This is a genomic window from Pseudomonas sp. B6002 (assembly GCF_013385985.1).
Lineage (GTDB): Bacteria > Pseudomonadota > Gammaproteobacteria > Pseudomonadales > Pseudomonadaceae > Aquipseudomonas.
The window spans coordinates 48,480-67,361 of record NZ_JACAOY010000025.1 but is presented as its reverse complement, the minus strand read 5'-3'; the positions used below and the strand labels follow the sequence as shown (position 1 = coordinate 67,361).

Sequence of the window (18,882 nt, the reverse complement as noted above, 5' to 3'; positions counted from 1 at the left end):
GCACCGACTCAAGCACGCTTGGGCAGTTTCCAGTTTGGGCGTATGAAGTGACAGGTATAGCCGTTGGGGATGCGCTCCAAGTAATCCTGGTGCTCTGGTTCTGCTTCCCAGAATGGCCCGGCCGGTTCGATTTCAGTGACCACGCGGCCTGGCCACAGTTTGGAGGCATCGACGTCAGCCGCAGTGTCTTCAGCGATATCCCGTTGCTGTTCGCTGAGGTAATAAATCGCGGAGCGGTAGCTGGGCCCCAGGTCATTGCCCTGGCGGTTCGGCGTGCTGGGGTCGTGTATCTGGAAGAAGAATTCCAGGATCTGCCGGTAGGTAATAACGGCCGGGTCAAACACGATCTCGATCGCTTCCGCATGGTTGCCATGGTTGCGGTAGGTGGCATTTGCCACCTCGCCGCCGGTGTAGCCGACGCGTGTGTGCAGCACGCCGGGGTAGCGCCGCAACAGGTCCTGCATGCCCCAGAAGCAGCCGCCGGCAAGAATGGCGGTTTCGGTTGTGTTGGTCATGGTCTGTCACCTCGATGGATACACGCGTAGTTATGGGGCTGTGTGGGCCAAACCCAAGTCCCGGGCGTCGGTTTCACGCTGACCGGCCGGCCTTGATAGCCACCACATTCTGTCGAGGCGGTGCGCCGAACAGCCGTTTGTATTCGCGGCCAAACTGGTTGGCACTTTCATAACCGACCGTTAAAGCGGCCTGGATCACATCATAGTGTTCCACCAGCATCAGGCGCTGGGCTTCATCCAGGCGTAGACGTTTTTGATATTGCAGCGGGCTGAGGGTCGTGACTTCTTTGAAATGCTTATAAAGCGTTGAAGGCGCCATATTCAACCGCGCGGCCAACTGATCCACCTGCAGTGTTTCCCGATAATGTTCACGCAGCCAGATAACCGCCTGATCAATCTTATTGCTTTGAGAACCCAGCGTATTAAGAAGGCGAAGTTGATGACCAAAGGGGGTCATCAGCAGTCGGTAGTGAATTTCTCGATGGATCAATTCGCCCAGCGCCTTCGCCTGATCGGGTTTATCCAGCAATTCAAGCAACCGCAAAAAAGCATCGAGCAACTCCGGGTTGAGCCCTTGCACCGCTGCGCCGACAGTGCTGTCGGCGCCGTACTCAAGGGGCGGTGGAAGTTTGGCCGCCAACTCGGCCATCAAGCCTCGATCAAGCGCCAGCGACATCGACAGGTAGGGTTGCTGCGGGGTCGCCTCCACCAGGCAACTGGTGACGGGCATGTTCACCCCGGCGATAAAGCAGGTGTGCTCACCGAATGAAAGGTCCTGGATGCCGATACGCACCCACTTCTTCCCTTGTACCGCGACGATGAGGATCGGGTCGTAGAAATGCGGCGTGGCCGTATCGGAGTGGTCATAGCGGTGGAGGGTAAATCCGTCTATCGACGTCGGGAAACGGCCGGCCTCCGGGAGCAGTTCAAGCAGTGTTTCCCTGAGCGCCCAGCAACCCTCTTCAAATGCATAACGAGCGTACTTCACCAACCATGACCTCCCGCGCGGAATGCGTGGATCATGCGCCGTCGTTATACGGCACTCAATGCTTTTATGGTGTGTAGAGAATCAGGCAGCAACCCTGGAGAAACGTGACTATTGCAACGCTCCAGCTCATGGAAACATAGGCAATTGCAACGACACTCCCTACTCAAGCCCTCCCCCACTCCGGTAATTATCATGCCAAGCAATGTCATTGAACGTAAAACCTACGCCGCCCTTCCGCCCGCTGTCGGGCCTTATTCCCACGCAGTGAAACATGGCAACACGCTCTACCTGTCCGGCTTCACCGCCTTCGGCACCGAAGCCCAAGGCCAGAGCCTGGAAAAACAGGCCAACGCCATCCTGGAACAGATCAAGGCGGTGGCCGCCGACGAAGGCACCGACATGTCCTCACTGCTGAAGGTCACCCTGTTCATCACCGACTTCAGCCAGGTGGGCGACCTGCGCAAGGTGCTGGCGCATCACTACGCCGGGAACCTGCCGGCCAGTTCCTTGGTTGAGGTCTCCAAGCTGTTTTCCCCAGAGTTGAACATCGAGATCGAGGCCATTTTCGGGGTGTAAGGGCCACGAGGCTCGCGTGCCAAACTCACGCGGGCCCTCTACCCAAGCAGATCGGTTCCCTGCATGATGCGCCCACAAAAAATCAAGGATGATTAACAACAATGAAAAACACCCTTATCGCCCTGCTTCTGCTGAGCGTGACCGCCCCCGCACTCGCGCAGGAAAGCCCCATCGGTTTTCGCACCGCCACCCTCCCCGACGCGCAACACAACCGCCCCGTCGACATGGTGGTCTGGTACCCCGCCGCGACCCAAAGCCAGCCCGAGCCGATCGCCGACGATGCGGTCTTCGTCGGTGCCCTTGCCGTACCCGACGCACCGCCGGCCAGCGGTGAACATCCCTTGGTAATCATCTCTCACGGTTACGGCGGCAATTGGCGCAACCAACTGTGGTTGGCCAGCGCGCTGGCGCATCAGGGTTATATCGTGGCAGCGGTCAACCACCCCGGCACCACCAGCAAAGACCGCAGCCCTGCTGCCGCCGCGCAGTTGTGGCAGCGGCCTGCCGACCTGAGCCGCGCCATCGACGCGGTGCTGGCCCAACCCAAGCAATTTGGCGAGGTCAAAAAACAGCAGATTGCCGTGGTAGGCCATTCCCTCGGCGGCTGGACGGCATTGGAAATTGCCGGCGCCCGCTTCGACCCGGACCAGTTCACTCGCGATTGCGGCGTCCACACGAAACTAAGCCCTTGCAAGGTCTACACACAGATGAACCCTGGCGGCACGCCGGAGGGCAAGGCCAAACTGGCGGCAGACTTGAGCGACAAGCGTGTGACCGCCATTGTGTCCCTGGACCTGGGCCTGTCCCGTGGCATGACCAACGCAAGCCTGGCGGCGCTGCACGTGCCGGTATTGGTGCTGGCCGCAGGCGTGCCATCAGACGAACTTCCCGCCCAGTTGGAATCGGCCAACCTGGCCAAACGCCTGCCCAAGGCCTCGACCGGGTACGTCGAAATCAGTGATGCCACCCACTTCAGCTTCATGGCGATATGCAAGCCGACGGCCGTGGCGTTGATCGAGGAAAGCTCGCCCGGCGACGGCATCATTTGCGGCGATGGCGAAGGCGCTCGCCCACGGGCAGTGATCCAGCAACAGGTCATTACCCTGATCAGCGGGTTTCTCGCGCAGTCTTTTCGCCAATAACCGTCCGTTCAAGCGTGTTGCTTTAAGCCTCGGCGTAGGGATTACTGTAGGTCGACTCTACTGCCGAGGTGACATGCGATGTTCGAACTGGCCCCCATCCTCACGTATATAGCCGTAGTCATCGGCCTGTTCCTGATCCCGGGCCCTGCGGTGCTGCTGGTCATCACCCGCACGCTGCAGGGCGGGCGCAAGGCCGGTATCGCCACCGGGCTTGGGATTGCGACCGGCGACCTGATCCATACGCTGTGTGCTGCCCTGGGCCTCTCGGCGATCCTGATGACCTCGGCCACGGCGTTCAACGTGATCAAAACGGTGGGCGCCTGCTACCTGATTTACCTGGGCGTGCGGGCGTTCCTCGCCCGGCCCGGCGCAACCTCACAGAAGCACCTGCCCAGCGTGACCTCTGGCCAGGCGTTCTTGCAGGCCGTGGGCGCAGAAGTCCTGAACCCGAAAACCGCCCTCTTCTTCCTGGCCTTCCTGCCGCAGTTCGTTCACCCGGAATCAGGCTCCTCCCTGACGCAGTTCGCCGTGCTGGGCCTGATTTTTTCGGCGCTCAGCGCGGTGTACACCAGCCTGATTTCCATCGCCATCCGCCCACTGAGCCAATGCTTTGCCAGCCTGTCCAAACTGCGTCGGTGGGAAGGCAAGATCATCGGTACGCTGTTCATGGGGCTGGGGTTGAAGATTGCTTTTCAGCAACGCTAGACCTATGGCTTCCACCCCAAAGAAACGCCTATGCAAAGAGAAACGCATCACATACGATGCATTTAGAGATATTCTCATTAAATGCATTGCATAGGATGCATATTTAAATGGATGACTTAGGTCCCTTGATCAAACGCCTGCGCCAAGACGCCGGGCTCACGCAAAGCCAACTCGCGGAGCGGCACGGTATGAGCCGCGCGACCATTTCCGGGATCGAGAACAATACGGTCCCTGAAATCGGGATTCGCAAGGTCGCCGCCATCCTGGAAGGCTTGGGGTACGAATTGACCGCTGTGCCAAATCGTCGACGCAAAACGCTCGATGAACTCAAGGCAGGAAACGTGCATGAGTAAGCCACGTGATCGGCTGTACATCGGCGCAGGGGACGCGGCGGCCGGGATATTGGGGCGCAGTGCGCAAAACAGCCGCGACGCTGTGTTCTCGTATAACCCGGGCGTTGCCGAAAAAGACGCGGTGTCCCTGACCATGCCGGTGCGCCTGGAGAGCTACAACTGGGAATACGGCATCCATCCGCTGTTTGAAATGCACATCCCCGAGGGGCATCTCAAAGAAGCGCTCGTGCGACGGTTCAGCAAGTCTGTACGCGGTTTTGACGACTTTGCGCTACTGGGGATTGTCGGGCCGCACCAGTTAGGCCGCATCAGCGTGACCCACGCCAGTGGCGACGAATCACTGCCCCAAATCGTGCTCTCCGACTTGCTGGTCCATGACGGCGCGAAAGATCTGTTCGACGAGCTGGTAAACACGTATGCCGCCTACTCAGGGGTTTCCGGCGTTCAACCGAAGGTCCTTGTACGCAGCGCTGAAGAGCTGGGCAACGATGTTGAGCGATTCACCCACCGGGGCGCCACGCACCTGGTGAAAGCGTTCAACGAAACCGACTTTCCGCAGTTGGCGGCCAATGAGTTCTTCTGCATGCGCGCCGCCTTTCACACCGGCCTTGAAGTGCCGGAGTGCCAACTAAGCCAGCACGGTAAATTGCTGGTGGTGAAACGCTTCGACATTGGCGAAAACGCTTACCTCGGGTTTGAGGACATGTGCGTGCTTTCCGGTTGGGGCACCGTCAAGAAGTACGACGGCACCTACCAAGGGTGCGCGAAGCTGATCAAGTCTTACGTCTCCCCCCACCGCGTCACTCAGGCACTGGAAGATTTCTTCATGATGGTGGCGCTGTCGGCCGGCATCCAGAACGGTGACGGCCACCTGAAGAATTTCGGCCTGCTCTACGAGGATTGTGCCGAAGAGGCCGACATCTGGCTCGCACCCGCTTACGACCTGGTGACCACCACTGTGTATCAGACCAACGACATCATGGGCCTGCTGCTGGGCGGGTCAAAAGCCTGGCCGAAACGCAAGATGCTGGTCCAGTTCGGGCGCAGTTCGTGCAACCTGACCGAAGCGCGCTGCAACGCATTGCTGGGCAGGGTGAGCCACGGCATGCATCGCGCGCTGGCTGAGCTTTCCGAGTATCGAATCTCTCATCCTGAATTCGATGACGTAGGGGAAAAGATGACCGCTGCCTGGACGGCAGGGCTGGAGAAAAGTATTGAGCCCCCTGATGTTCAAGGGTAGCGGGAAGACCCGGCCACCTCTCGGCGCCGGGTCTTCCCACTGACGATCAGAACGGCTTGGTCGGCAGGTACTTGCCATCCAGGGTGATCACCGCACGGGAACCGCCTTCCGGGTCATCGACTTTCTTGATGTCGAGCTTGAAGTTGATCGCGCTGATGATGCCGTCGCCAAACTTCTCGTGCACCAGGGCCTTCAGTGTGGTGCCGTAGACCTGCAGCATTTCGTAGAAGCGGTAGAGGGTCGGGTCGGTCGGCACACCGTTGCCGAGGCTGCCGCGCAATGGGATGGTTTGCAACAGGGCCACCGCGTCGGCGTCCAGGCCCAGGATGTCGGCGACGGCCTGAGCAGCATCGGCCGGCAGCGGGTGCTGGCCCAGCAAGGCGGCGGTGACGAAGGCTTCGGACAGGCCGGTGCCCTCGGCGATCTGGGCGAACGACAGGTCTTTGCGGGCCTTGGCCAACAGGATCACGTCGGTCAGGGCGAGGCGGCTGTTCTGGCTGATTTGTGACTGGATCATGGTGTTATCTCCGTGGGTAAAAAGGCGTGTCGGGGTTAATGCGAAACGGCGCGTATATCCGGGTTTTCGGCCAGGGACACAAACGTGCCGGTGCTGCCGTCAAAGGCCTGGATGCAGCCACTTTCGATGTCGTAGACCCAGCCGTGCAGCGCCACACGCTTCTCTTCAAGGGCAAGGCGCACCGAAGGGTGGGTCTGGAGATTGGCCAGCTGCGCGATCACGTTCTCACGCACCATTGAAGCCACTTTGGCCTGCGGGTCTTGATGCTTGCGCGCTTCGTTCACCACCCGGCCTGAGTCGGCATAGCGTAGCCAACTGGCCACGGCGGGCATGTGATCCAGGCACGTGCAGCTGGCGATGGCGGTCATGGCGCCGCAATCGGAATGCCCGCAGATCACAATGTCGCGCACTTGCAGGGCCGCCACGGCGTACTCCACCGAGGCCGACACACCGCCTGGCTCCGGGCCGTAGGACGGCACGATATTGCCGGCATTGCGGATGACAAACAGGTCGCCTGGCTCGCGTTGCGTGACCAGTTCCGGCACCAATCGGCTGTCGGAGCAGGAGATGAACAGCGCACGCGGGCTCTGTTGCGTGGCCAGCTCCTTGAACAGCGTGGCGCGCTCGGGGAACGCGTCACGCTGGAACCTGAGAAAACCGTCGATGATGTCTTTCATGGGGTAACTCCCTTGGATCGCAATGCGATGAAGCAGAGGTTACGTAGCCCATGAAATAAGGTAAAAGTCTGATATATGATCAACCGCATCAGATAATCTTATGAGTAATGGCATGCTGGCTCGACACATTCACTACTTCCTCGCCGTGGCCCAGCACGAAGGTTTCACCAAAGCGGCGGCGGCCCTGCATGTGTCGCAGCCTGCACTGTCGCAGCAGGTCCGGCAGCTGGAAGAAAGCCTGGGCGCGCAGTTGTTCGACCGTTCAGGGCGCAAGACACGCCTGACCGACGCCGGCGAGGTTTACATGCGCTATGCGCTGCGGGCCGCGCAGGAACTGCAGGGGGGCCAGCGCGCAATCCATGACGTGGGCGACCTCAGCCGAGGGGCGCTGCGGGTGGCGGTCACGCCCACCTTCACCAGCTACCTGGTGGGGCCGCTGGTGGAAGCGTTTCACCGGCGCTATCCGAACATCACGCTGAACGTGCGTGAAGTGGCCCAGGACGCCATGGAACACCAACTGCTGGCCGACGAACTGGACGTGGGCATCGCCTTCGACGAAGCACACGCCCCGGATATCGACGCCGCGCCCCTGCTGGTGGAAACCCTCGCCCTGGTGGTCGGCCGCCAACACCCCCTGGCCACCGAGCGCGCCATCGGGCTGGACGCGCTGAATGCCGAATCACTGATCCTGCTCAGCGCCGAGTTCGCCACACGCGAACAGATCGACCGCTATTGTCGCCAGCACGGCATTCGCCCGCGCGTGGTGATGGAGGCCAATGTCATTGGCGCGCTGATCGAGGTGGTGCGCAGGACCACGTTGTCGACCGTACTGCCGGCCACGATTGCGCGGGCGCACCCGGACCTGGTCGCGATAGAGCTGGGGCCGCAGCAACTGCAGCGCACGGCGGTGCTGATGCAGCGCAGAGGGGGGTATCAGTCGGCGGCAGCGCGGGCGTTTATCGCAGTCGCGAATGACGTGGCGACGGGGCTGGAAGCCTAAACCGTACCTGTCAGGGCTGGCGATCGCTTGCAGCCTGGGCCAGCAGCCACTCCCGAAACGCCTTCACCTTGGCAAGGTCAGCCACTTCGGGCCGGTGCACAATGTAGTAAGCGAACGCCAGCGGCCGGCTGGCCTCACCAAAAGGCCGGACCAACCGCCCCGCTCGCAGGTCATCGCGCAGCATCACGCTGCGCCCCAGCGCCAGCCCCTGGCCGTCAATCGCCGCTTGAAGCACCGCCGCCGAGTTGTTGATGCGCAGGCCGTGCTCGGCATTGACCCCGGGGAACCCCGAGGCGTCGAGCCAGGTGCGCCACGTCGGGTATTGGGGGTCGCCTGCCATCGACAGGTCGTGGATCAACGTTGCCTCGGCGAGTCTTTCCAGTGGTAAACGGCCCTGCTCCAGCAGCGGATAGGTGGGCGCACACACCGGGTACAGGTCCTCGTCCATCAATGGGGTGGCGACCAGCCCAGGCCAGTGGCCGGCTCCATAACGCACGCCGATGTCCATGCCTTCGGCGATGAAATCCACCGGCCGCAGGTTGGTGTCCAGCAGCACATCGGTCTGCGGGTGGGCACGCTGGAAATGTTCGATACGCGGCAACAACCACTTGGCCGCGAACGCCGGGCTGACCGTTACCGTAAGCCCTGTGCCGAGAGCGCCCTCCTTCAACCGCGCCACGCCCAGGCGCAAGCGATCAAACCCCTCGCGGATATCCGGCAATGCCTGGCGCGCCACCTCGGTGAGCACCAGGCGCGCAGTGCCGCTGGACGCACGCGTGAACAACGGCACGCCAAGCCAGGATTCCAGGGTTCGTACCTGCTGCCCCACCGCCGCAGAGGTCACGTGCAATTCTGCTGCGGCCGCAGAAAAGCTCAGGTGCCGGGCGGCCGCTTCAAAGGCTCTGAGTGCATTGAGGTAGGCAGGCGTATTCATCGTTAAAGTTTTTCTTTAGTAGGCGGCAATGAATTCTGGTTTGTGAGGCAGTGTCACGCGGGCAAAGAATAGCAGCCAAGGACGTAGTAGATCAGCCTCGATAGCGATCAACCGTTCAAGCACGTTTTCTTTCACACCCCACAGGACACTCTCAACATGAAAAGATTTTCTTCCAAGGTTGCCATCATCACCGGCGGTGGTTCGGGTATCGGCAAAGAAGTCGCACAACGCCTGGTCGCCGAAGGCGCCAGTGTCGTGATCAGCGGTCGCGATGCAGCAAAACTTGAAAAAGCCGCCGCGCAGATCGACCCCAGCGGCCAGCACGTTCGTACCCTGGCGGCGGATATCGCCAAACCCGCGACCGCCAAAGCGCTGGTGGAACTGGCCACCAGTGCGTTCGGTGGCGTGGACATCCTGATCAACAACGCCGGCGTCTTTAGCCCAAAACCCTTCCTGGAACTGGACGAACACGAGTACGACGGTTTCGTCGATATCATCCTCAAGGGCAAATTCTTCATGGCCCAGGCGGCGGCCAACGCCATGCTGAAACGGGGCGGTGGCGCCATCGTGCAAACCGGCTCGCTCTGGGCGTTGCAAGCCATTGGCGCCACACCGTCGGCGGCCTATTCAGCAGCCAACGCGGGTGTGCACGCCCTGACCCGTAACCTGGCGATTGAACTTTCGTCCTCGAACATTCGCATCAACACCGTGGCGCCGGCTGTGGTGGAAACACCGGTGTACAACACGTTCATGGACAGTGAGCAGGTCAAGGCCGTGCTGCCAACGTTCAATGCCTTCCACCCGTTGGGGCGCAATGGCCAGCCAGCCGACGTTGCCGAAGCCATCCTGTTTTTGGCCTCGGAACAAGCGGCGTGGATCACCGGCACCGTGCTGCCAGTGGACGGCGGCGTCACAGCGGGCCGCATCTGATCATCGTTCCCCTGGGAACATCCACCACCGCCAAACAGGTGCGTTTGGCGGTGGCTTGCGCGATACTCGCCCGCCCCCACACCGAGGCGGCGCGAGTGATCATGGACAGGCCCTCAACTACCCCTTTCGCCTACCAGGCGGTGTACCGCTACCTCGTCGAGTTGATCGCGGCCAGCCCGTCACACTCTGAACATAAGCTGCCATCGCTGCGCCAACTGGCCCAGCGCCTGGGCGTGTCGGTCTCGACCACCAAATACGCGTACGCCTTGCTCGAAGACGAAGGCCGCATCATCGCCCGGCCCAAGTTCGGCTACTTCATCAAGGCAGCGCCCGCCCCGCTCTCGCAAGACGATACCCCCAGCCTGCTCGACCAGGCATTCGCCCAGGCGCGCATGCCTGGGAGGATGGCCTTGAGCAGTGATGCGCCGGCGATGCTGCTGGCACTGGACAACCCGTTGCTGATGATCGAGCGCGAACTGGCGCGGCAATATACGCGGGCGCCCTCGCCGCCCTACCTGCCATTCGGCGAGCCCGAATTACGCGGCGCATTGGCCGAGCGCTACACCCAGTCGACCGAGCGTTATTGGCAGGCCGACCAGGTGTACATCGGCTCCGACCTGCACAGCGTGCTGAACCTGGCACTCAACGCCCTCGAGCTGGCCGGCACGGTGGCGCTGGTGGAGTCGCCCTGTTCGTGGGCCGTGCTGCGGCAGTTGGAGGCGGCGAATATCCGTGTGATCGAAATGCCGCTGGGCGCTGATGGGCGCTTCGATCTGGCCGCCTTCAATGAACGGCTTACACATGAGCCCATTCGCCTGGCCGTGCTGTCATCCACGGTAAACATGCCCCACGGCAGCCGGATGCCTGCCGAGGACAAGCAGCAGATCTGCCAGTGGCTGGCGGAACGCTCAATCTGGCTATTTGAAAACGACACCTACGGCGAGCTGTATTTCGACGCCCCCCCACCCCGTTATCGCGACTTCGCCGACCCGCAGAGGCTGTTGGTGTTCTCAACCTTTGAGAAGGTGATCGGCGCAGAAGCGCCCTTCGGTTACCTGTTATGCCGCGAACACGGCGCACGGTTGCGCGAGTTGTTCCTGGCGCGGGGGTTTCGCCTCTCGCCGATTCGCCAAAAGGCTATCGCCCGGCTGTTCACCACCCAGCGCATCGACGCGCATCTGAAAGCACTGCGGGCCCAGTTGATTGCACGCATGAATGAGATGAACACCTTGCTGCACGCACAGGGCAACGGCCTATGGGAGGTGATGGCACCACAGGGCGGCGCGACCTTCTGGCTCAAGGCAACACGCCCGGTGGACATGCGCCGGGTATTCGACCAACTGTTGGCCCGGCACATCGTCATCGCCCCCGGCGAACTCTTCAGCCGGCAAGGGCATTGGCCGTACCACCTGCGCCTGAGCTACACCCTCGACTGGAGCAAGGATGTCGCCCAGGCCATCAGGCAACTGGCCGACGCGATCCGTCACAGCCCGTAGCAATGCCGCGCTTCAGGAAAACGACCTTGGCGCACCTCGTCGGCAAACCGCTCACAGGCGTCACGAATCACCGCACCGACGTCGGCGTACTGTTTGACGAAACGCGGCACGTGATCGCCGCCCAGGCCCAGTACATCCTCAGTCACCAGCACCTGACCGTCGCAGGCCGGTGACGCACCGATGCCAATGGTGGGCATGGCCGAGTCCAGGGTGATCTGCCGGGCCAGGCCTTCCGCCACGCCTTCGAGCACCACGCTGAAGGCCCCCGCCGCCAGGTTGGCCCGCACGTCTTCGGCGATCACCGCGCCGGTGTGTGCCGTGAGGCCCTGAGCCTTGAAGCCGCCCATCACGTTGACGAACTGCGGCATCAGCCCCACATGGGCCATCACCGGAATACCCCGTGCCACCAAAAACTCGACGGTGCCTGCCAACGCCTGGTTGACCTCCAGCTTCACCGCATCACAACCGGTGCGTGCCAACACCTGGGCACAGTTGCGAAAGGCTTGCTCACAGGACTCCTGATAACTGCCAAACGGCATGTCGGCCACCACACACGCCAGGCGCGTGCTGTCGACCACCGCCCGAGTGTGGCCGATGATTTCTTCCAGTTGCATGCTCAAGGTCGACGCCCGACCGTAGCCGACCATGGCCGTGGAATCGCCCACCAGGATGAAATCCACCAGCGGGTCGATCAGCCTGGCAATCGGGCTGGAATAGGCGGTAAGGGAGACGATTTTCTGCTGGCCCTTCATGGCGACCAATTGAGGGACGGTCATGCGTTTGGTGCGGGTATGGGTGCTCATCGAAGTCTTCCGTTTACGCGGGTTGATCAAGGCTTACCCGGCCTGATTATTGGCCAAACGCAGCGTGATTCAATGCACAGATTGGCGCTAAAAAGCGACCCAGGCAGATAGGCCCCGGTGCGGGGCGCCAACTGATATCATCGCGCCCATTACCCGCCGGATAGATCACCATGAACCGCCAGAAAAAACTCCAGCAGCTCTTCAAGGCCAAGGCCAAGAAGGCCAGCGCCAAATTGGCGCCGAAAAGCAAGGACCGCTACATCAGCAAGGCCGACCGCGCGAAGCTGGCGGCCGAAGCCGATCAAGCACCCACCACGCCCTCCGACGCGGCCTGCTGAACAAAGCGCTCGATCAGCCACCGCGCGGCAGGGCCCGGTGGCAGGTCCGTGCGATAGATGACGTTGAAGGTGTACTTGCCACTCGTGTATTCCGGGATGTTGAGTTGCACCAGCCGACCACTGCTCAAGTCTTCCTCGACCATCGGCGCCGGCATGTTGCCCCAGCCGATCCCCTCGCGCAGCAGCATGTGTTTGGCGCCCAGGTCTGCCAGGCGCCAGGTGCGGTTGCTGAGTACGGCAAAGTCCCTGTCTTTGGTCAGCAACGAGCGATCCGAGAGCACCAATTGAGTCAGCTCGCGGCTGGCGCCTGGCGCATTCGCCGCGCTTAACGCCAACGGATGCTGGGGCGCGGCCACCGGAATCAGCTCGACACTGCCCACGCCAATCCTTTCCACCCCGTCGATGCCTTCGTTCATCGGCCCACTCACCCCGATAATCGCCCCCCCGCTGACCACCCGTTCGGTGACGGCGCCCAGCGCTTCCATGTGCAGATGCAGCGCAACCGTGGGGAATGCTTCGCGAAACGCCTTGAGTGCGTCCACCACCCGTGCGGCGGGCAGCATCACATCGAGCACCAGATGAACCTCGGCCTCCAGCCCCTGGAGCAAACCCTTGACCTTGGCGCGCAGCCCGTGGATGCCATTGGCAATGGTCCGGGCCTCAGCCAGTACGGTGCGGCCCGCCTCGGTCAGTTGGGGTTTGCGAGTGGTCTGGCGGTCGAACAACGACACGCCCAGCTGCACTTCCAGGTTGGCAATCGAATAGCTGACCACCGACGTAGCGCGGTGCAGCTTGCGCGCAGCACCGGCGAAACTGCCGACTTCGACCACCGTGAGAAACACGCGCAGTTGGTCCAGCGTGGGGGTGCCAGGGTCGGAGATCATCTCGGGGTCCTTATAGGGTGAGCGGAATTACTTGCCTATTTTATCGAACGTAATCGTCGAAATTAGTCGGCTATTCAGGTTAGCTGATCACGTTCAAGATTTCCTCACTCGGGCGGTTCATGTCGAACCGCACCTCATTGAAGGAAATACACCATGACCGCTTCGACCCTGACCACCGCTGAGCAAAGCCGCTCCGACGCAACCCAAGCCTCCGCCGCCCTGGTCGGTCGCGTGTTGCTGAGCACCCTTTTTATCCTCTCCGGCGTTTCCAAGCTGGCGGCGCCCGCCATGATGGTTGGCTACATCAGCTCGGTAGGCCTGCCCTTCCCCCAACTGGCCCTGGCGCTGGCGATCATCGTCGAAATCGGTGGCGGCCTGGCCCTGATCGCTGGCTACCGCGCCCGCGCCGTTGCCGCCGTATTGGCGCTGTTCAGTGTGGCCACTGCACTGGCGTTCCACAGCGCGCTGGCTGATCAAAACCAGTTCATCCACTTCTTCAAGAACATCGCCATGGCCGGTGGTTTCCTGCAAATCGTGGCCTTCGGCGCCGGACGTTTCAGCCTGGATGCACGCCGCCGCTAATTGCTCCCTCTCCCGGATTTGGAGGTTTCCATGAAAGCCTTACGTGCGTACGAATACGGCGGCCCTGAAGGGTTGCGCCTGGAGGACCTGGCCGACCCTGTGGCCGGCGCAGGTGAAGTATTGATTGATGTAACGGCAGCCGGAGTCAACCCGATTGACTGGAAAGTGTTGTCCGGTGCGATGAAAGCGTTCATTCCGCTGCCACTGCCCTTCACACCCGGCATTGAAGTGGCCGGCACCGTGGCGGCGCTGGGTGAAGGGGTGACGGCGTTTGCCGTGGGCGATGAAGTGTTCGGCTTCATCAACATCGTCGGCGGCTACGCGACCAGAGCGGTCGCCCAGGTTTCCAAGCTGGCCTTGAAACCGCGCACCCTCACTGCGCTGCAGGCCGGCGCAGTGCCCGCAACGGCGCTGACCGCATGGCAAGCCCTGACTGAGCACGCCGCCGTGCAGCCACGCCAAAAGGTATTGATCCACGGCGCTGCCGGTGGCGTGGGCAGCATGGCGGTGCAGATTGCCAAGTACCTGGGTGCCGAAGTCTATGCGACGGCTTCTGCACAGAACCACGCGTACCTCAAAGCCCTCGGCGCGGACCACATCATCGACTACACCCGCGAAGCGTTCGAAGCGCGCGTGGCCAACGTCGACGTGGTGCTGGACCTGGTGGGCGGCGAGACACAGAACCGCTCGTTTGCGGTGCTCAAGAAGCACGGCGTGCTGGTGTCGCCCGTGAGCCAGCCAAGCATTTCACTGGCTAACGATCACGGCGTCACGCCCGTCAACTTCGCCACCCGCTCGGACGGCAGGCAGCTGTCACGTATCGCCGAACTGTTCGACAAGGGACGCTTTTCGGTGACTGTGCAGGTATACCCGTTGAGCGAAGCCAAGCGTGCCATCGAGAGAAGCCTGGGTCGCCACCTTCAAGGCCGGTTGGTGCTGGACACCACGGCGTAACGGTTCGCCGCCCCCAACCCTTTTTCCAGTGAGTGAACAGCATGACGCTAACCCAGCAGTCCCTCCCCAACCATGCACCGGCGCGTGCAATCCGCTACCGCACCACGGGCAGCGGGCACGGCGCGATCGTGCGGCTGATGAGCCCTTCCGACCTGGGCCACCAGATCAAGCCTTTTGTGTTTCTGGACCGGTTTGAAGGTGAGAGTTCGTTTATCCACGGCATGCCCATGCACCCGCATTCGGGGATCGCCACGGTAACCCTGATCACCGAAGGCAACTTGCGCTTCGAGGATGCCGACTCGGGCACAGGGATGATCGATTATGGCGGCGTGGAGTGGATGCGCGCAGGCAGTGGCGTCTGGCACGGAAAAGAGATGTCGGTGGGCACCTCGTCACGTATCCAGGGCTTCCAGCTGTGGGTGGCGCTGCCGCCAGAGCTTGAAAACGCGAGCGTCGACAGCCAGTACCTGGAGTCGGGGGCAATGCCTGAAGTGGGACCGGCGCGGGTGATTCTCGGCACGTACCAAGGCGTGGCGAGCCCGGTGCGTGCTCCGGCAGGCATGAACTACTTGCTGGTTACCCTGCGCGCCGGTGAATCCTGGCGCTACGTACCACCGCCGGGGCATGAGTCACTGTGGTTGAGCGTCAGCCGCGGCGCACTGACGGCGCCGGGCCTGATCAACGCCGGCGAGATGGCAGTGTTCGAACCCGGTGACGGTGCCGTGACGCTGGAGGCCACGGGCCGCGACACCGTGTTCGTACTCGGGTCGGCAGCGCCGCATCCTTACGAGCTGGCGCTGGGCAACTACTCGGTGCACACCAACCCCCAGGCCTTGCAGGCCGGCGAAGCGAACATTGCACGCATTGGCGCACGGTTGCGTGAGTACCTGCGAACGCCCGGCGCGTCAGCGTCCGGCCCCATACCCGTATTCAAATAATCAGCGTTTCAGCTCGCCCTGGGAAGTTTCGCGCAACGTGGTCAACGCCACCAGTGCACACACCGCCGCCCCTGCCATGAAGAACCCCGGCACCAACAGGTTGCCGGTCGAGCCGATCAGTGACGTCACGATGTAAGGCGTGATCCCGCCGCCCAGGATGGCGCCCAGGTTGATGCTGATGGCCATGCCGGTGTAGCGCACCCGGGTGGGGAATTGCTCGGCATAGGTGGGGTAGCCCACTGACTGGATCACCGGCATGGGCAGCGTCGCCACAAAAAACGCCAGGACCGCGATCAGCAGGCTGCTGTTGTTCATCAGCACCATCATCGGGATGACCAGCACGGCATAGCCCAGAAAGCCAATGGCCAGGGCTTTCTTGCGGCCAATTCGGTCAGACAGCCCACCCCAGAACGGCATCATCGCAGCCATGCACAGGCTGATACCGGCAATCACCCAATAGATCTTGGCCTTTTCAAAGTGCAGGTAAGTGGTGAGGTAGATGTTCATGAACACCAACCCGATGTAGTACCCGGCGTTCTGGGCGAAGGCGAACACCACCACACGCAGTACTGCAGGCAGGTTGCCGGTGAGCACTTCGCGCACCGGCGCAGTGGGTGGTTTTTCCACGGCCAGGAAGGCTTTGAACTCCGGGGTTTCCTCGACGTTATGGCGCATCACGCACGAGAAGATCACCAGGGGGATCGCCAGGAAAAACGGAATGCGCCACGCCCAGGCCTGCAGTTGCTGGGCATCCACCAGGCCGGTGGTAATGCCGCAGATGATCGCCGCCATCGACCCACCCACCGCCACGCCCACCGGGGTGAAGGCGCCGTAGAAACCTCGACGCCCCTTGGGAGAGGATTCGGCCAGGAACGCCGCCGCGCCAATCACTTCGCCCCCGGCGAAAAAGCCTTGGGCCAGGCGGATCAGCACCAGCAGGATCGGCGCAACAATCCCCACCTGGGCGGTAGTCGGCAACAGACCGATGGCTGCCGTTGCGGTGCCCATGCCGATCACCGTGCTTAGCAAGACTTTGCGCCGCCCGATACGGTCAGCCAGGCGACCGAGCAAAATGCCACCCAGTGGCCGGATCAGAAACGCACTGCCGAATACAGCCAGCGTGGCCAGCAACGCGGCGGCGGCGTTATCGCTGGGGAAAAACAGCGGCGCGATGATCGTCGCCATAAAGCCGTACACGCCGAACTCGTAATACTCCACCGCCGTGCCCGTGGCGGCGGCAATCGCCGCACGCTTGGCGATCTGGGTGGAGCTGCGGGTCGTGATTTTTTCGATCTCACCGAAGCTGACCGAGGGGGACGCCGTAGCGATTACGCGAGACATAGACACCTTCCACTCTGGCCGTTGGCCATTTGAGTTGTTGAGGTGGAAAGATCCACCCAGAAGTAAACCCACCGGGGCGCCTGGCCCGCAGAGGTTTGAATGCTCGACAGTAAGAATTGCCTGGAAATGGGCGGGATCATGTAGCGCTCCTGTTTTTATTGTTTGGCGGCTACGCAGGTTTTTATGGGTGGGCGGCCTCCAGTTTTTTCAGGGTGCGCATGCGCGTCACCAGCAAGTGCTGAGCCGTGGGTAAATCAATCAGCGAGAACCGCACCGCATCGCCCGGCATCAGTTGGGCGAGCTTGGGCAGGTCGACGCTGGCGACCTGGGCGATTCGTGGGTAGCCGCCGGTGGTTTGGCGGTCGGCCATCAACACAATCGGTTGGCCACCGGCCGGCACCTGCACGGTGCCGAAGGTGACGCTTTCCGAGAGCAATTGCCGGGGCTGGATCAACGCCAGGGGTGCACCCTCCAGCCGGTAACCCATGCGGTCCGACGCGGCGGTCATGGCGTAGGGTTCCTGCAGGAAGTCATGCCGCGCGGCGTCCGAGAAGTCGGCCCACTCGCGACCGCGCAGCACCCGAATGCACACCGGCTGGGTCGGTGGGGAAAACAACAACCCCTGCGGGATATTCAACCGCACAGGGTTGGCAAATGAGGAACGGATGGGAATCAGGTCGCCGGCTTTCAGCGCACGCCCGCACAGCCCGCCAAACCCGCCTCGGCTATAGGTGCTGGTGCTGTCCATCACAGGTTCGAGCAAATAACCCCCGTTGACCGCCAGGTAGGCACGCGCACCGTATTCACGCTTTTCGAAGCTGAGCACGGTGCCCGGTTTTACAGCGATGGCGTGCCCGGGTTTCAGCGCGACACCGTCCAGGCGCGCCCCCAGATCGGCGCCTGCCAGGGCAATCAATGCCTTGGCCTGAAAGCACAGCACCGGGCCTTGAATCGTCATTTCCAACGTGGCGCCAGCGATCGGGTTACCCACCAGCACATTGGCCAACGCATGGGCGTCCTGGTCCATGGCCCCGTTGACCGGCACGCCCCAATGCTGAAAGCCGATGCGTCCGCTGTCCTGGAACGAGGAAAACAGCCCGGGTTTGATCACTTTGAGGGTCATCGCTGCGCGCCCGCCAACTGTTCAAACTCATGGGCGGTGATGGGCACAAAGCGCACCTGGTCGCCGCCCGTCAGCAGGCACGGTGGCGTGTTGGCGGGCGAGAACAGGTTCAACGGTGTGCGACCGACGATGTTCCAGCCGCCCGGCAAATCCGAGGGGTAGATCACGCTCTGGCAGTTGGCCAAGCCCACGCTGCCTTGTACTACCCGCGTGCGGGGCACCGCCCTGCGGCCCAGATTCAGCGAAGGTGCGTGCATGCCGATATAGGGGTGGCCGGGGGCGAACCCGACCATCAGCACATCGATCCAGCTGGCGGAGTGCGCGGCAATGACTTCACTCGGGGTCATGCCGCAGGCGGTGGCAATGTCCGGCAGGTCGGGGGCACAGTCGCCCTCGTAACACACCGGAATTTCCAGGCGCTTCGGCACGGCCTGGGCGATGTTCTGCACACGCGCCAAGGCATTTTCCAGCCGTTCGATCACGGCGTCATAAGGCAGGGTTTCAGGGTGTAGCGTCGCAAAAACGTAGGGGCAGTAGTGGATGCCCACGGACACCATCGCCGGCACGATGTCAGTCACGCCATCGAGCAAACCACGTACCAGCAGATCATGCAGGGCGGCGCTCAAGGTCACGGCACGGTGGTTGGCTGCGGAGCTGAACACCGTGGCAAACACCACTACCACGCAGCTATCGCCGCAGGCTTCGAAGCGCCAGTCCTGCACAGCACGCAGCGGTGCGGGCGCATCACGGGTATCACAGTGAACGTTAGACATAACGTCGTTTCCCTCATGCGGCAGGCATGAAGATCCGCCCGGCAAGGCTTCACGGTATTGTTAACGCCGTCGC

General features: G+C 62.0%; 22 protein-coding genes. 12 read left to right on the top strand and 10 right to left on the bottom strand.

Features of this window, described 5'->3' with window-relative positions; translation table 11 throughout:
- Positions 1–8 precede the first annotated feature (8 nt).
- Positions 9–515 (bottom strand): peptide-methionine (S)-S-oxide reductase MsrA, encoded by a 507-nt coding sequence (gene msrA, locus HX792_RS25365; RefSeq protein WP_176998654.1) that lies wholly within the window; start codon positions 513–515, stop codon positions 9–11.
- A 73-nt stretch (positions 516–588) separates the two neighbouring features.
- A complete protein-coding gene (locus HX792_RS25360) occupies positions 589–1,503 on the bottom strand; it encodes an AraC family transcriptional regulator (RefSeq protein WP_218172796.1) in 915 nt (304 codons plus the stop codon).
- Between the two features lie 192 nt (positions 1,504–1,695).
- Between HX792_RS25360 and HX792_RS25355 the strand changes: the two genes are divergently transcribed.
- From HX792_RS25355 to HX792_RS25335, 5 genes are all read left to right on the top strand, one after another.
- Positions 1,696–2,079: a RidA family protein gene (locus HX792_RS25355; protein WP_176998652.1), complete on the top strand. Its 384-nt coding sequence runs from the start codon at positions 1,696–1,698 to the stop codon at positions 2,077–2,079.
- 101 nt (positions 2,080–2,180) lie between these two features.
- Complete coding sequence (locus HX792_RS25350) at positions 2,181–3,221, top strand: alpha/beta fold hydrolase (RefSeq protein ID WP_176998651.1); 1,041 nt, start codon at positions 2,181–2,183, stop codon at positions 3,219–3,221.
- A gap of 78 nt (positions 3,222–3,299) precedes the next feature.
- Positions 3,300–3,926, top strand: a complete 627-nt coding sequence (locus tag HX792_RS25345; RefSeq protein ID WP_176998650.1) for a LysE family translocator — start codon at positions 3,300–3,302, stop codon at positions 3,924–3,926.
- A gap of 107 nt (positions 3,927–4,033) precedes the next feature.
- Positions 4,034–4,279 carry a helix-turn-helix domain-containing protein gene (locus HX792_RS25340; protein ID WP_176998649.1) on the top strand — a complete coding sequence of 82 codons (246 nt, stop codon included), beginning with the start codon at positions 4,034–4,036 and terminating at the stop codon, positions 4,277–4,279.
- The gene (locus HX792_RS25335; protein ID WP_176998648.1) at positions 4,272–5,519 is read left to right on the top strand and encodes a type II toxin-antitoxin system HipA family toxin; all 1,248 of its coding nucleotides are present in this window, start codon (positions 4,272–4,274) and stop codon (positions 5,517–5,519) included. The genes HX792_RS25340 and HX792_RS25335 overlap by 8 nt, the downstream gene beginning before the upstream one ends.
- A 46-nt stretch (positions 5,520–5,565) precedes the next feature.
- Here HX792_RS25335 and cynS read toward each other — a convergent pair whose 3' ends face one another.
- Positions 5,566–6,036, bottom strand: coding sequence for a cyanase (gene cynS, locus HX792_RS25330; protein WP_176998647.1), 471 nt, complete (start codon positions 6,034–6,036; stop codon positions 5,566–5,568).
- Positions 6,037–6,071: 35 nt separating this feature from the next.
- Positions 6,072–6,713, bottom strand: coding sequence for a carbonic anhydrase (locus HX792_RS25325; RefSeq protein ID WP_176998646.1), 642 nt, complete (start codon positions 6,711–6,713; stop codon positions 6,072–6,074).
- Positions 6,714–6,825: 112 nt separating this feature from the next.
- Here HX792_RS25325 and cynR point away from each other — a divergent pair, with 112 nt between their 5' ends.
- Entirely contained in the window at positions 6,826–7,713 is an 888-nt protein-coding gene (gene cynR, locus HX792_RS25320) for a transcriptional regulator CynR (RefSeq protein WP_176998645.1), read from the top strand.
- Between the two features lie 10 nt (positions 7,714–7,723).
- Here cynR and gcvA read toward each other — a convergent pair whose 3' ends face one another.
- Positions 7,724–8,647, bottom strand: a complete 924-nt coding sequence (gcvA, locus tag HX792_RS25315) for a transcriptional regulator GcvA (protein WP_176998644.1) — start codon at positions 8,645–8,647, stop codon at positions 7,724–7,726.
- A gap of 156 nt (positions 8,648–8,803) precedes the next feature.
- Here gcvA and HX792_RS25310 point away from each other — a divergent pair, with 156 nt between their 5' ends.
- Together HX792_RS25310 and HX792_RS25305 are read left to right on the top strand one after the other, a co-directional pair.
- The gene (locus HX792_RS25310; protein WP_176998643.1) at positions 8,804–9,577 is read left to right on the top strand and encodes an SDR family NAD(P)-dependent oxidoreductase; all 774 of its coding nucleotides are present in this window, start codon (positions 8,804–8,806) and stop codon (positions 9,575–9,577) included.
- A 101-nt stretch (positions 9,578–9,678) separates the two neighbouring features.
- Positions 9,679–11,073: a PLP-dependent aminotransferase family protein gene (locus HX792_RS25305; protein WP_176998642.1), complete on the top strand. Its 1,395-nt coding sequence runs from the start codon at positions 9,679–9,681 to the stop codon at positions 11,071–11,073.
- Here HX792_RS25305 and panB read toward each other — a convergent pair.
- On the bottom strand, positions 11,061–11,876 hold the full coding sequence (gene panB / locus HX792_RS25300; RefSeq protein WP_176998641.1) for a 3-methyl-2-oxobutanoate hydroxymethyltransferase: 816 nt from the start codon (positions 11,874–11,876) through the stop codon (positions 11,061–11,063). The two genes, HX792_RS25305 and panB, sit on opposite strands and share 13 nt — an antisense overlap.
- Positions 11,877–12,046: 170 nt before the next feature.
- Between panB and HX792_RS25295 the strand changes: the two genes are divergently transcribed.
- Complete coding sequence (locus HX792_RS25295) at positions 12,047–12,214, top strand: DUF2986 domain-containing protein (protein ID WP_176998640.1); 168 nt, start codon at positions 12,047–12,049, stop codon at positions 12,212–12,214.
- On the opposite strand, the gene HX792_RS25290 is transcribed toward HX792_RS25295, so the two are convergent.
- A complete protein-coding gene (locus tag HX792_RS25290; protein WP_176998639.1) occupies positions 12,178–13,098 on the bottom strand; it encodes a LysR family transcriptional regulator in 921 nt (306 codons plus the stop codon). The genes HX792_RS25295 and HX792_RS25290 overlap by 37 nt on opposite strands.
- A 153-nt stretch (positions 13,099–13,251) precedes the next feature.
- Here HX792_RS25290 and HX792_RS25285 point away from each other — a divergent pair, with 153 nt between their 5' ends.
- The 3 genes from HX792_RS25285 to HX792_RS25275 are packed head-to-tail and all read left to right on the top strand — an operon-like array spanning position 13,252 to position 15,572.
- A complete protein-coding gene (locus HX792_RS25285) occupies positions 13,252–13,680 on the top strand; it encodes a DoxX family protein (RefSeq protein ID WP_176998638.1) in 429 nt (142 codons plus the stop codon).
- 30 nt (positions 13,681–13,710) lie between these two features.
- Positions 13,711–14,634 (top strand): NADP-dependent oxidoreductase, encoded by a 924-nt coding sequence (locus HX792_RS25280; RefSeq protein WP_176998637.1) that lies wholly within the window; start codon positions 13,711–13,713, stop codon positions 14,632–14,634.
- 41 nt (positions 14,635–14,675) lie between these two features.
- A complete protein-coding gene (locus tag HX792_RS25275) occupies positions 14,676–15,572 on the top strand; it encodes a pirin family protein (protein WP_176998636.1) in 897 nt (298 codons plus the stop codon).
- On the opposite strand, the gene HX792_RS25270 is transcribed toward HX792_RS25275, so the two are convergent.
- From HX792_RS25270 to HX792_RS25260, 3 genes are all read right to left on the bottom strand, one after another.
- Positions 15,573–16,913: an MFS transporter gene (locus HX792_RS25270; RefSeq protein WP_176998635.1), complete on the bottom strand. Its 1,341-nt coding sequence runs from the start codon at positions 16,911–16,913 to the stop codon at positions 15,573–15,575.
- 181 nt (positions 16,914–17,094) lie between these two features.
- Positions 17,095–18,036: a biotin-dependent carboxyltransferase family protein gene (locus HX792_RS25265; RefSeq protein WP_176998634.1), complete on the bottom strand. Its 942-nt coding sequence runs from the start codon at positions 18,034–18,036 to the stop codon at positions 17,095–17,097.
- Positions 18,033–18,809 carry an allophanate hydrolase subunit 1 gene (locus HX792_RS25260; RefSeq protein WP_176998633.1) on the bottom strand — a complete coding sequence of 259 codons (777 nt, stop codon included), beginning with the start codon at positions 18,807–18,809 and terminating at the stop codon, positions 18,033–18,035. The genes HX792_RS25265 and HX792_RS25260 overlap by 4 nt, the downstream gene beginning before the upstream one ends.
- Positions 18,810–18,882: the final 73 nt, after the last annotated feature.

What these genes read in the sequence shown, in the direction of transcription:
- HX792_RS25270 (WP_176998635.1), bottom strand. Translation starts at nt 16,913, where the DNA reads ATGTCTCGCGTAATCGCTACGGCGTCCCCCTCGGTCAGCTTCGGTGAG.
- panB (WP_176998641.1), bottom strand. Translation starts at nt 11,876, where the DNA reads ATGAGCACCCATACCCGCACCAAACGCATGACCGTCCCTCAATTGGTC.
- HX792_RS25350 (WP_176998651.1), top strand. Translation starts at nt 2,181, where the DNA reads ATGAAAAACACCCTTATCGCCCTGCTTCTGCTGAGCGTGACCGCCCCC.
- HX792_RS25340 (WP_176998649.1), top strand. Translation starts at nt 4,034, where the DNA reads ATGGATGACTTAGGTCCCTTGATCAAACGCCTGCGCCAAGACGCCGGG.
- HX792_RS25325 (WP_176998646.1), bottom strand. Translation starts at nt 6,713, where the DNA reads ATGAAAGACATCATCGACGGTTTTCTCAGGTTCCAGCGTGACGCGTTC.
- HX792_RS25275 (WP_176998636.1), top strand. Translation starts at nt 14,676, where the DNA reads ATGACGCTAACCCAGCAGTCCCTCCCCAACCATGCACCGGCGCGTGCA.
- HX792_RS25345 (WP_176998650.1), top strand. Translation starts at nt 3,300, where the DNA reads ATGTTCGAACTGGCCCCCATCCTCACGTATATAGCCGTAGTCATCGGC.
- HX792_RS25280 (WP_176998637.1), top strand. Translation starts at nt 13,711, where the DNA reads ATGAAAGCCTTACGTGCGTACGAATACGGCGGCCCTGAAGGGTTGCGC.
- HX792_RS25335 (WP_176998648.1), top strand. Translation starts at nt 4,272, where the DNA reads ATGAGTAAGCCACGTGATCGGCTGTACATCGGCGCAGGGGACGCGGCG.
- HX792_RS25310 (WP_176998643.1), top strand. Translation starts at nt 8,804, where the DNA reads ATGAAAAGATTTTCTTCCAAGGTTGCCATCATCACCGGCGGTGGTTCG.
- msrA (WP_176998654.1), bottom strand. Translation starts at nt 515, where the DNA reads ATGACCAACACAACCGAAACCGCCATTCTTGCCGGCGGCTGCTTCTGG.
- HX792_RS25260 (WP_176998633.1), bottom strand. Translation starts at nt 18,809, where the DNA reads ATGTCTAACGTTCACTGTGATACCCGTGATGCGCCCGCACCGCTGCGT.
- cynS (WP_176998647.1), bottom strand. Translation starts at nt 6,036, where the DNA reads ATGATCCAGTCACAAATCAGCCAGAACAGCCGCCTCGCCCTGACCGAC.
- gcvA (WP_176998644.1), bottom strand. Translation starts at nt 8,647, where the DNA reads ATGAATACGCCTGCCTACCTCAATGCACTCAGAGCCTTTGAAGCGGCC.
- HX792_RS25285 (WP_176998638.1), top strand. Translation starts at nt 13,252, where the DNA reads ATGACCGCTTCGACCCTGACCACCGCTGAGCAAAGCCGCTCCGACGCA.
- HX792_RS25305 (WP_176998642.1), top strand. Translation starts at nt 9,679, where the DNA reads ATGGACAGGCCCTCAACTACCCCTTTCGCCTACCAGGCGGTGTACCGC.
- HX792_RS25290 (WP_176998639.1), bottom strand. Translation starts at nt 13,098, where the DNA reads ATGATCTCCGACCCTGGCACCCCCACGCTGGACCAACTGCGCGTGTTT.
- cynR (WP_176998645.1), top strand. Translation starts at nt 6,826, where the DNA reads ATGCTGGCTCGACACATTCACTACTTCCTCGCCGTGGCCCAGCACGAA.
- HX792_RS25295 (WP_176998640.1), top strand. Translation starts at nt 12,047, where the DNA reads ATGAACCGCCAGAAAAAACTCCAGCAGCTCTTCAAGGCCAAGGCCAAG.
- HX792_RS25355 (WP_176998652.1), top strand. Translation starts at nt 1,696, where the DNA reads ATGCCAAGCAATGTCATTGAACGTAAAACCTACGCCGCCCTTCCGCCC.
- HX792_RS25265 (WP_176998634.1), bottom strand. Translation starts at nt 18,036, where the DNA reads ATGACCCTCAAAGTGATCAAACCCGGGCTGTTTTCCTCGTTCCAGGAC.